9 protein-coding genes and 1 other RNA gene are annotated in these 10,619 nt (G+C 70.2%); 1 reads left to right on the plus strand and 9 read right to left on the minus strand.

The features are described 5' to 3' along the window. The first annotated feature begins 321 nt into the window (after window positions 1-321). Window positions 322-1,917, plus strand: a complete 1,596-nt coding sequence (gene mdlC, locus JM949_RS04190) for a benzoylformate decarboxylase (protein ID WP_203147130.1) — start codon at window positions 322-324, stop codon at window positions 1,915-1,917. Window positions 1,918-1,929: 12 nt separating this feature from the next. Here mdlC and JM949_RS04195 read toward each other — a convergent pair whose 3' ends face one another. From JM949_RS04195 to pruA, 9 genes are all read right to left on the minus strand, one after another. Continuing rightward, the gene (locus tag JM949_RS04195) at window positions 1,930-2,883 is read right to left on the minus strand and encodes a hypothetical protein (protein ID WP_203147123.1); all 954 of its coding nucleotides are present in this window, start codon (window positions 2,881-2,883) and stop codon (window positions 1,930-1,932) included. A gap of 45 nt (window positions 2,884-2,928) precedes the next feature. Further along, a complete protein-coding gene (locus JM949_RS04200; RefSeq protein ID WP_238432552.1) occupies window positions 2,929-3,528 on the minus strand; it encodes a hypothetical protein in 600 nt (199 codons plus the stop codon). Window positions 3,529-3,598: 70 nt separating this feature from the next. After that, window positions 3,599-3,974, minus strand: a transfer-messenger RNA (tmRNA) gene (gene ssrA, locus JM949_RS04205). A 104-nt stretch (window positions 3,975-4,078) separates the two neighbouring features. After that, a complete protein-coding gene (smpB, locus tag JM949_RS04210; protein ID WP_203147132.1) occupies window positions 4,079-4,558 on the minus strand; it encodes an SsrA-binding protein SmpB in 480 nt (159 codons plus the stop codon). 220 nt (window positions 4,559-4,778) lie between these two features. Next, window positions 4,779-5,654, minus strand: coding sequence for a permease-like cell division protein FtsX (gene ftsX, locus JM949_RS04215; RefSeq protein WP_203147124.1), 876 nt, complete (start codon window positions 5,652-5,654; stop codon window positions 4,779-4,781). 67 nt (window positions 5,655-5,721) lie between these two features. Next, a complete protein-coding gene (gene ftsE, locus JM949_RS04220; protein WP_030331491.1) occupies window positions 5,722-6,402 on the minus strand; it encodes a cell division ATP-binding protein FtsE in 681 nt (226 codons plus the stop codon). Between the two features lie 118 nt (window positions 6,403-6,520). Beyond that, window positions 6,521-7,642, minus strand: a complete 1,122-nt coding sequence (prfB, locus tag JM949_RS04225) for a peptide chain release factor 2 (RefSeq protein WP_203147125.1) — start codon at window positions 7,640-7,642, stop codon at window positions 6,521-6,523. Window positions 7,643-7,763: 121 nt separating this feature from the next. Then, entirely contained in the window at window positions 7,764-8,279 is a 516-nt protein-coding gene (locus tag JM949_RS04230) for a PadR family transcriptional regulator (protein ID WP_091393967.1), read from the minus strand. Window positions 8,280-8,455: 176 nt separating this feature from the next. Further along, the gene (gene pruA, locus JM949_RS04235; RefSeq protein WP_203147126.1) at window positions 8,456-10,084 is read right to left on the minus strand and encodes an L-glutamate gamma-semialdehyde dehydrogenase; all 1,629 of its coding nucleotides are present in this window, start codon (window positions 10,082-10,084) and stop codon (window positions 8,456-8,458) included. Between the last annotated feature and the right edge of the window lie 535 nt (window positions 10,085-10,619).

Raw genomic sequence — 10,619 nt, forward strand, 5'->3', positions numbered from 1 at the left:
ACACACCCGTCAACCGTGAGCCCGTGCCGGGTACCGGTCATCAACCGGATCCGCCCGGTGCATCGAGATCAGCCGCGCTGTCAACGCCATGCCTGGCACCATAGCCTGCGTCCCGGGCGCTGGCTAAGGTCTGACCGGCGGGTGATCGGACAGTTAAGACGGAGTGCCAGCGCCCGCCGGCGAAGGACCTCCCGGGTGATCGACGGATCCGGACCAGCCACGGCCGAGAAACGCCCGAAAGGTCCGTCACATCCCGATAGATTCGGCTGATCGGGAGGACGGCCGTGGTCGTCCCTGCCCGCGACATGGAGGCGGGTGGCGATGGCAACGGTCCGGGACACGACATATGACGTGCTCCGTACCCTCGGCATGACCACCGTCTTCGGCAACCCCGGCTCCACCGAGGAGCCGTTCCTCCGGGACTTCCCCGCCGACTTCCACTACGTCCACGCGCTGCAGGAGGCGACGGCCGTCGCGATGGCCGACGGGTACGCCCAGGCCAGCGGGACACCCGCCCACGTCAACCTGCACACCGCCCCGGGCACCGGCAACGGCATGGGCAACCTGGTCACCGCCTGGCACAACAAGACCCCGCTGATCGTCACCGCCGGCCAACAGACCCGCGAGATGCTGCTGCTCGAACCCCGGCTGGCCAGCCGCCGACCCACCGAGCTGCCACAGCCCTACGTGAAGTGGGCCTACGAGCCGACCCGGGCGCAGGACATCCCGGCGGCGGTGCTGCGGGCGTACGCGACGGCGATTCAGCCACCGGCCGGGCCGGTCTTCCTCTCCCTGCCGCTGGACGACTGGGCTCAGCCCGCCGACCCACCGCCCGCACCGCGTACGGTGGCCACCCGGTTCGCACCCGACCCGCAGCGGTTGGACGAGTTCGCCCGGGTGCTGGCCGACAGTCACCACCCGGTGCTCGTGTACGGGCCGGGGGTGGACCGCTCCGGCAGCTGGTCGACGGCGGTCACGCTGGCCGAGCGGCTGGCCGCACCGGTCTGGTCGGCTCCCGCCCCCGAGCGGGCCGTGTTTCCCGAGGACCACCCGCACTTCCGCGGCGTGCTGCCGTACGCGATCGGTCCGCTCGCCGAGGCGCTGCGCGGACACGACACGGTGCTGGTGGTCGGCGCACCGGTGTTCCGCTACTACCCGTACGTGCCGGGTGGGCACCTGCCCGACGGCGCCCGACTGCTGCACGTCACGGACGACCCCGACGAGGCCGCCCGGGCCCCGGTCGGGGACAGTCTGCTCAGCGACCCGGGGCTGGCCCTGGCCGCACTGGTCGAGCGGGTGCCGCCGACCGACCGGCCGCCGCCCGCGCCGCGGAACGCGCCGCAACCGCCGGAGGTGACCAGCCCGCTGAGCGCCGACGCCCTGTTCGCCGCGCTGGCCGCGCACTGGCCGACGGACGGCGTGCTGGTCCAGGAGTCACCCTCCAACCTGTCCGCGCTGCGTCGCCGGCTGCGGGTCACCCGCCCGGCGTCGTACTTCACGATGGCCAGCGGAGGGCTGGGCTACGGCTTGCCGGCCGCGATCGGGGTGGCGCTCGCCGAGCGGGACACCGGACGCGGTCGCCCGGTGGTGGCGGTGGTCGGCGACGGCTCGTTCCACTACTCGGTGCAGGCGCTGTGGACCGCCGCCCGCCTCGCCCTGCCGGTGGCGGTCGTCGTCCCGGTCAACCAGCAGTACGCGATCCTCAAGGCGTTCGCCGAGCTGAAGGACACTCCCGGGGTGCCCGGCCTGGACCTGCCGGGGCTGGACATCGTCGCGATCGCGGCGGGCTACGGCTGCGCCACCGAGGTGGTGGAGGCAGCCGACCAGCTCGGCGCGGCGCTCACCACCGCCCTGCGTGCCGACCGTCCCACCGTCTTGCCGGTGCCGATCAGCACCGACGTGCCCAGCCTCCTCTGAGCGCGCCCTCGGTCATCGCGGCGCGATCGACAGCGGGGCACCGGTGAAGACGTCCAGCACCGGCCGGGCGCCCAGCGGCGTCCTGAGGGTGACGGTCACCGGCGCCAGCTTCAGCACGGCGGGGCATTCGCCGGTGGCCCGGGTGACCCGACCACCGACCACCACGACATCGGGTCGTTCAAACACCAGCGGCGTGCTGCCGGTGTCGCAGGCGCCGACGCCCAGCCGCACGGTCAGTCGGGCGCCGTCGACCGCCGCGAGGTCCTGGGCGGCCACCAGGTCGTCCGGCAACGGCTGGGCTGGCCCGGTGGGCTCGGGGACCGGCCGGACCGCCGTCGGGGCGACGGCGAGCCGGACCACCGGGGTGGCCAGCTCCTCGACGGTGAAGAGCCAGGCCGGGACCTGCGCCTCGCCCCGGCTGGTGCGGACCGGCACGGCACCGAACGTCACAGCGGTGACGGTGAGCGGCAGGCAGGCGGTCCGCGTGCCGCTCGTCGTCCACCCGTCCGGTCCTGGTTCGACGGTGGGGCCGCCGGGAGACGGCAGGCCGGGCCGCTTCGGGCGGCCCGGGCAGGGCAACGGGTCACCCTGAGCAAGCTGCCGGTACGCCTCGGCGGCGCTGACCAGTGGCAGCGTCAACCGTCCGTCCGGGAACTTGATCTCACCGCCGACCCGGGTGGGCGGTATCGGAACTTGCGCTCGGTACCACCCGGCCCGGAAGGCCGCCTCGGTGTCACTGGTGAAGCCTGGATCGCCTCTGAGCACTGTCGGCCCCTCCAGCGGGAGGTACCCGGTACGCCACTCGGGGCCGGGCCGCCACGCCTCGGCAACCTGCGCGGCCCGCTGGTCGAACCCCTCCGCGCGGTGCGTCGGGTCGGCCGGGCCGGCGGCCGGACCGGCGTCGGTCGCGGCGCAGCCGGCCGCGAGCAGCAACGGGAGTACGAGCAGCAGTGCCGGTCGACGCATGTGCCATTCGACGTCACCGGCTACCGGCCGGTTCCCTGCCCCGGCTCAGGTTTCCCCACCCAGATCCGTCTGGTACGCCTCCCAGAGCAGGTCGGCGCCGCGCCGCCGGTGCCGGGCCAACCTCCGCAGCAGGTGCGCGGCCCGATGCCGCAGTTCGTCAGGGTGCCCGTCGGGCAGCTCGGCGATCCGCTGAACCGCCAGGATCGCGGCGACGATCGCGGCATGCTCCCGGGTCAGCAGCCGGACCCGGTGATCCAGTCGTGGCGACTGGGTGAGCAGTTCCCGGTAGAGGCCGGTGGGGCCTTCGGTGAGCCGGACGTGCTCGGCGAAGCCCTGCCGCACCGGACGCAGCCGGGAGAGGACGTCTTCGCGCCAGCGTGGCTCGGTGGGGGTGACGGCGACGGCCCGCCCGAGGGCGTGCAGGTCACCGGCGAGACCGGCCGGACGCGGCTCGCCGGGCAGTCCGCTGGGGTGTGGATCGGCGGGGAGCCCGGCGGGTGGCCGGGCGACGAGTGACGGCTGCTGAACCGACCGGTGACCATGGCACCTCCCGCACGGCGCGCTGCTACCCCATACCGCGATGGTGAGCCCGCCCGACCCACCCTGTCCAGCCCTCCCGACCGGCTCATCTGCCCCGTGGGTCACAGCAGCCCCGAGGGCAACAGTGGCGGACGACGAAGCGCCCCGGCCGGTGGCCGGGGCGCTTCGTTCGAGGTGGTGGAGGTGCCGGGAATCGAACCCGGGTCCTTCGCCGGTTTGTCAGGGCTTCTCCGAGCGCAGCTCGCTGTGCCTCTACTCGGCCCCACCGCTCACGCGAGCAAGTTGGTGTGACGGGCCCAGTCGCTGATTAATCTCGCCGCACGGACCCCGCGACCGGGTCCGATTGGCCAGCCTCCTAGCTGATGCCGGCTACTGGGACGAAGGCGTTCCCAGGCCGACAGACTTAGCTACTCGCCTCAGGCGGCGAGAGCGAAGTCAGCGCGATTTTGCTTGGCGCTTATAAGTTTCCGACGACCGATTCTCGAGACGACGTCGGCTTCCTCGGCTCGCTTCCCCTGTCGCTGCGTACGAAGTCGAAACCAGTCACCCCCTCGACAGGCCGCCGATGTGGCGGCACTGACAAGACTAACGCCTGCCGCAACCGCTTTCATCCCGAGCCCCGGGCCGGCGCGCCGACTCGGACAATCGGGACGAATCAGTCGTCCATGCCCTTGCCGCGCCGGCCGGACACCCGGGCGATCTCCCGGTCCGCGTCGCGCTTGGCGAGGTCCTGACGCTTGTCGTACGACTTCTTGCCCTTGGCCAGGGCGATCTCCACCTTGGCCCAGCCGTCCGAGAAGTAGACCTGCAACGGGACGATCGTCAGACCGCCCTCGCGGGTCTTGCCGATGAGCTTGTCGAGCTCGCCCCGGTTGAGCAGCAGCTTGCGGGTTCGCCGGGGCTCATGGTTGGTCCAGGTGCCCTGGGTGTACTCCGGGATGTGCATCGCGTGCAGGTACAACTCGCCGTCACGTTCCTGCGCGAACGCGTCGACAAGCGACGCCCGCCCGGCCCGCAGCGACTTGACCTCGGTGCCGGTCAGCGCCATGCCCGCCTCGTAGGTGTCGAGGATCGCGTAGTCGTGGCGTGCCTTCTTGTTGGAGGCGACCACCTTGCGCCCCTTCTCCCGTGGCATCGGTGCCACCCCCTCTCCTTGGACGTCAGTGGCCGGGCTCACCGCGGCCGGACAACCGATCATGCTACCCGAATGAGGCTTATTCGGGCTCTCACCGCCGAGCAGGCCGTGCCATCGCCAGGGCCGCCCGAATAAGCCTTATTGACAAGGACCCTCCCGCGCCGTTTATTTCCGGCCACGGGAGGGTCCTCGGGAGACGACGGGACGACCCGTACGGTGCCTAGACCCGCAGGTAGAAGCGCAGAGTGATCCAGGCGGTGGCCGCGCTGATCAGACCACCGACGCCGGCCATCAGCGGGAAGATGAACAGGATGTCACCCCAGCTGATCGGCGAGAGCAGGCCCTGCAACGCGCTCAACGACCCGTCGAAGAGCAGGTACTTCGCCGCGACCAGGGCAACCAGGCCGAGCAGCGAGCCGATCAGGCCGGCAACCACGGCCTCCAGCACGAACGGTGCCTGGATGAACCAGTTGGACGCCCCGACCAGCTTCATGACCGCGACCTCGCGCCGCTTGCTGTACGCGGCCACCTGGATGGTGTTGGCGACCAGCAGCAGGGCGGCGATCGCCATCACGATGGCAGCGGCCAGCGCGATGTTCTGGATCGCGGTGAGGACGTTGAAGACCTTGTCGAGCAGTCGACTCTGGTCGATGATCTCCTCGACGCCCGCCGTGTCCTTGTACTGGTCGTAGATGTTCTTGTACTGCTCCGGGTTGTTCAGCTTGAGCCGGAACGCCTCGGGGAGCTGGTCCGGCTTGACCGCCTTCACCAGGTCCGGCGCGTCCGGGTACATCTCCTTGAAGCGCTTGTACGCCTCGTCCTTGCTGACGTAGAAGACCTCCTTCACCAGGGGGTCGCTGTCGAGCTTGGTCTGTAGGTCGGTGCGCTCCTGCTCGCTCACCTCCTGGGTCAAGAAGATCGAGACTTCGATGTTCTTGTAGTAGAGGTCCTTCATGTCGTCGACCTGGCGGTACATCAGACCGCTGGCGCCGAGCATGGTCAGCGAGACCGCCATCGTGATGATCATCGCGATGGACATGGTCACGTTGCGCCACAGTCCGACCAGTACCTCGGACAGGACGTATTTCACGCGCATCGGGATTTCCTCCGGGTCTCCGGCATGAGGTGTTCGTCGTCAGGCTGCGCAGGGGCGGGGCGTTGGCTCACCCGTAGACGCCGCGGGCCTGGTCACGCACGATGCGACCGCTCTCAATCTCAACGACGCGGCGGCGCATCTGGTTCACGATGTTGGAGTCGTGGGTGACCATCACGACGGTCGTGCCGGTGCGGTTGATCCGGTCCAGCAGGCGCATGATCTCGATCGAGGTGTCTGGGTCCAGGTTTCCGGTGGGCTCGTCCGCCAGCAGGATCAGCGGACGGTTCACGAACGCCCGGGCGACGGCGACCCGCTGCTGCTCACCACCGGAGAGCTCGTGCGGGTAGCGGTGCTCCTTGCCACCGAGCCCGACCAGCTCCAGCACCTCCGGCACGACCCGGCGGGCAACCGCCTTGGTCTTGCCGATCACCTCGAGAGCGAACGCCACGTTCTCGTAGGCGGTGCGGTTCGGCAACAGCCGGAAGTCCTGGAAGACGCAGCCGATCGAGCGCCGGAAGTGGGGTCGCTTCCAGGACCGCATCGACGTGACGTCCTTGCCGTTGACGACGACGCGCCCCTTGTTGGGGGCGACCTCGTGCAGCAGCATCTTGATGATCGTGGACTTGCCGGAGCCGGATGGACCGATGAAGAAGACGAACTCGCCCTTCTCGATCGAGACGGACACGTTGTCGAGCGAAGGCCGGGACGCCTTCGGGTACGTCTTCGTCACTTGCTCAAGCTGAATCACGGGTGGTGAGTCTACGCGGTGTAACAACTGAGCCAAGCCCCACGCCCCGCCGATCCGGCACGAGTCGTCGAATCAGGCTTCTACCTGGAGATCGACGACGCGCTCCGCCCGCGCGTCGTCACGCACCGTTGCCGGCGAGCTGCCGCTGCTTACGCCAGCGAATGCCCGCCTCGATGAAGCCGTCCAGGTCACCGTCGAAGACCGCACTCGGATTGCCGGTCTCCTGCTCAGTTCGGAGATCCTTCACCATCTGATAAGGGTGCAGGACGTAGGAGCGCATCTGGTCGCCCCACGAGCCGGCCGCGTTCTCCTTGAGCCCCTCCAGCTTGGCCTGCTCCTCCTGGCGCTTGCGCTCCAGCAGTCGGGCCTGGAGCACCCGCAGCGCGGAGGCCTTGTTCTGCAGTTGGGACTTCTCGTTCTGACAGGTCACCACGATGCCGGTCGGAATGTGGGTCAGCCGGACCGCCGAGTCGGTGGTGTTGACGCTCTGTCCACCGGGGCCGGACGAACGGTAGACGTCGACGCGTACCTCGTTCTCCGGAATGTCGATGTGGTCGGTCTGCTCGGTGACCGGCAGGACCTCGACGCCCGCGAAGCTGGTCTGCCGCCGGCCCTGGTTGTCGAACGGGCTGATCCGGACCAGCCGGTGGGTGCCCGACTCGACACTGAGCGTGCCGTACGCGTACGGCACCTTGACCGCGAAGGTCGCCGACTTCAGGCCCGCCTCCTCGGCGTACGAGGTCTCGTAGACCTCGGTCGGGTAGCCGTGCCGCTCCGCCCAGCGCAGATACATCCGCAGCAGCATCTCGGCGAAGTCCGCGGCGTCCACCCCACCCGCGCCGGCCCGGATGGCGACCAGCGCCTCCCGGGAGTCGTACTCGCCGGAGAGCAGGGTGCGCACCTCCATCTCCTGGATGGACTTGGTCAGCGAGGTGATCTCCGACTCGACCTCGGTCAACACACCCGGGTCGGCCTCGGCCTCGGCCAGCTCCAGCAGCACCTGGGCGTCGTCGAGGCCGGAACGCAGGCTGCCCAGCTTGCTGATCTCGCCGTTGACGTACGACAGCTGCGAGGTCACCTGCTGGGCCTTGGCCTGGTCGTCCCACAGGTCGGGGGCGGAAGCCTCCTGCTCAAGGCGGGCCTTGTCCTCGTGGAGCCGGTTGATGTTGAGGACGGCCTCGATGTTTCGCAGGGTCGCGTCGAGTTCCTTGAGCTGTTCGGCGTAATCGGCAGCGGTCACGACAAACAAGCGTACTGCGCGGACGGGGAGTCAGCGTGCGAGCCCCGCGGGCCCGCGCCAAATCGGCCCCGCGTCCCCCGGCGCGGAGCAGCCCGTTCGCTGCCGGCCAACCCGTCGATCGTCACCCGACCGGGGCGGACTTCAGCCACGACAGGGCCGCCCGGTGGTAGGCGACGGCGAACTCCAGCGCGCTGGCGTCGTACGTCTCGCCGTCCCGTTTGGCGTTCTTCACCTGCTCCCGGACCTGGGCGAGGGCCTCGGTGTGGTATTCGTTGGCCGAGGCGTACAGGCCCTTGAGCTGGCTGGCGGAGTGCAGGTTGCCGAAGGCCATCCGGAGCGCGATCGGGTTGCGGATGGTGTCCCGCCCGGGGTTCTCCGCCAACCAGCGGGAAAATGTCCGTTTCCCACTGGCGGTGAGTGCGTACGGCTGGCTCATTCGCGGCCCCGGCTTGCCGAGCCGCACGAAACCCCGCTCGGCCAGCACCGGCAACTCGCGGTACACCTGACTGCGGGTCATCGACCAGTACGGCGCCAGACGGCGCTCAGCGGCGGCCATCAACTGGCCGCCTGTCATCGGGCCCTCGTGGAGGAGGCCGAGCAGGGCCGCCGCCGTAGGGTTGACTCCGGAATCCGCCATGCCCACTACGCTGCCACTTTGCGCACCCGGCGTCCAGGATTTGCCAGTTTGCCACCCAACAGGACTTCCTAAGTGCACTGTCGGCGGCAGACTGTCCGTTCAGGACCATCGATGCCTCCCGGCATGCGGTCCGACCGCCGGCGGCGCGCGTGACGCCGCCGGCGGGTCGCCGCCGGTCAGCCCATGTGGGGGTACGTGTGGTCGGTCGGCGGCACGAAGGTCTCCTTGATGGTCCGCGGGGAGACCCAGCGGACCAGGTTGAGCCAGGAGCCGGCCTTGTCGTTGGTGCCGCTGGCCCGGGCGCCACCGAAGGGCTGCTGCCCAACCACCGCGCCGGTCGGCTTGTCGTTGATGTAGAAGTTGCCCGCCGCGTACCGCATCCGCTCGGCGACCGCGTCGACCACCCGGCGGTCGGTCGCGAACACCGAACCGGTCAGCGCGTACGGGGCGATCGACTCGGCCTGCGCGACCACCTCGTCGAACCGGGCGTCGTCGAACACGTGCACGCCCAGGATCGGCCCGAAGTACTCGGTGGTGAACGTCTCGTGGGCGGCGTCGGAGCACTCGAAGAGCGTCGGCCGGACGAAGTAGCCGACCGAGTCGTCGGCGGTGCCACCGGCCAGCACCCGGCAGCTGTCGTCGCCGGCGATCAACTCCAGCGCGGCGGTGTGCCGGGCGAACGCCTTGTCGTCGATCACCGCGCCGCCGAAGTTGCCGAAGTCGGCCACGTCGCCGTAGGTCAACGAGTCGGTGGTGGCGGCCAGCCGGTCGCGTAGCCCGCCCTCCCAGATCGAGCGCGGCACGTACGCCCGCGACGCCGCCGAGCACTTCTGGCCCTGGTATTCGTACGCGCCCCGGATCAGCGCGGTGTGCAGGGCGTCCACGTCGGCGCTGCTGTGCGCGACCACGAAGTCCTTGCCACCGGTTTCGCCGACCAGCCGGGGGTAGCCCCGGTAGCGGGCGATGTTGTCGCCGACGGTCCGCCACAACTGCTGGAAGACCTTGGTGGAACCGGTGAAGTGGATGCCGGCCAGATCCGGGTCGGCGAGCACCACGTCGGAGACCTCCTCGCCCCGACCGGTGACCATGTTGATCACACCGGGCGGCAGGCCGGCGGCCTCGAACAGCCGCATGGTGAAGTGCGCGGCGAACTGCTGGGTCGGCCCCGGCTTCCAGACCACCGTGTTGCCCAGCAGCGCCGGCGCCGACGGCAGGTTGCCGGCGATGGCGGTGAAGTTGAACGGGGTGACCGCGTAGACGAAGCCCTCCAGCGGGCGGTGGTCGAAGCGGTTCCAGACGCCGGGCGACGACGCCGGCTGCTCCTCGAGCAGGCGACGGGCGAAGTGCACGTTGAACCGGAGGAAGTCGATGAACTCACAGGCCGAGTCGATCTCCGCCTGGATCGCGGTCTTCGACTGGCCGAGCATGGTGGCGGCGTTGAGGGTGTCGCGCCACGGGCCGGCGAGCAGTTCGGCAGCGCGCAGGAAGATCGCGGCGCGCTCCTCGAAGGGCAGTGCCCGCCACATCGGCGCGGCGTCCTTCGCCGCCTTGACCGCGGCGCGGGCGTCGTCGTGGGTGGCGTGCCCGGTCACCCCCAACACGTGGGCGTGCCTGTGCGGCTGCACCACGTTGATCGGGTCACCAGCGGCCATCCGCCGCGTACCGCCGATGGTCATCGGCAGGTCGATGCGCTCGGCGGCGAGCTCGGTCAGCCGCCGCTGGAGCCGGTCCCGGTCGGGGCTGCCCGGCTCGTAGTTACGAACCGGCTCGTTGCGCGGCTCGGGAACGGAGAAGACGGCATCCATCAAGGCTCCTGGCGATCTCGACAGCAGTGGCGAAACCGGACCCGCGGGCACCGACCGGATGGCCGGCCACCGGACGCCGCACGGGAGTGCCGAGCAGCGGCGGGACCTCCGGAGATTGTCCCATGGCGGGCTGCGCGGCCCACCTCCGCCACCGCCCTGCGCCAAGGACCGGCCCACCCCTCCTCCCCTTACCGACCGGCCTCGATCCGATGATCCGCAGCAGGTCGGGCAGGCACCTCGCCGCGACCGACCTTCCGCGTCGGCGGCACGCTCGTCGAGCCTGGCCGGTCACCGCCCCGACCCGGCCGTCCCGGGGCGGCGGACGGTCCAGCGGAGCCGCGTACCCTGAATGGTCGGTGACCTGCCGCCTCGAAGGGGAGACGATGACCAAGCAGCCCGGCCGCGTCCCGGCCGCGGAGTCGGACGAGCCGGCGGTCGACCCGGCCGGCCCCAGCAGCCGGCCGCTGCCCGCACCCGGCGCGGCGGTGCTCGGGCTGCTGGCGCTCGGTGGCTGGCCGCCATGCTCTGGTCCGAC

Origin of the sequence: Micromonospora tarensis, assembly GCF_016803395.1 — a bacterium.
Lineage (GTDB): Bacteria > Actinomycetota > Actinomycetes > Mycobacteriales > Micromonosporaceae > Micromonospora > Micromonospora tarensis.

What these genes read in the sequence shown, in the direction of transcription:
- mdlC (WP_203147130.1), top strand. Translation starts at nt 322, where the DNA reads ATGGCAACGGTCCGGGACACGACATATGACGTGCTCCGTACCCTCGGC.
- JM949_RS04195 (WP_203147123.1), bottom strand. Translation starts at nt 2,883, where the DNA reads ATGCGTCGACCGGCACTGCTGCTCGTACTCCCGTTGCTGCTCGCGGCC.
- smpB (WP_203147132.1), bottom strand. Translation starts at nt 4,558, where the DNA reads ATGCCACGGGAGAAGGGGCGCAAGGTGGTCGCCTCCAACAAGAAGGCA.
- ftsX (WP_203147124.1), bottom strand. Translation starts at nt 5,654, where the DNA reads ATGCGCGTGAAATACGTCCTGTCCGAGGTACTGGTCGGACTGTGGCGC.
- JM949_RS04230 (WP_091393967.1), bottom strand. Translation starts at nt 8,279, where the DNA reads ATGGCGGATTCCGGAGTCAACCCTACGGCGGCGGCCCTGCTCGGCCTC.
- pruA (WP_203147126.1), bottom strand. Translation starts at nt 10,084, where the DNA reads ATGGATGCCGTCTTCTCCGTTCCCGAGCCGCGCAACGAGCCGGTTCGT.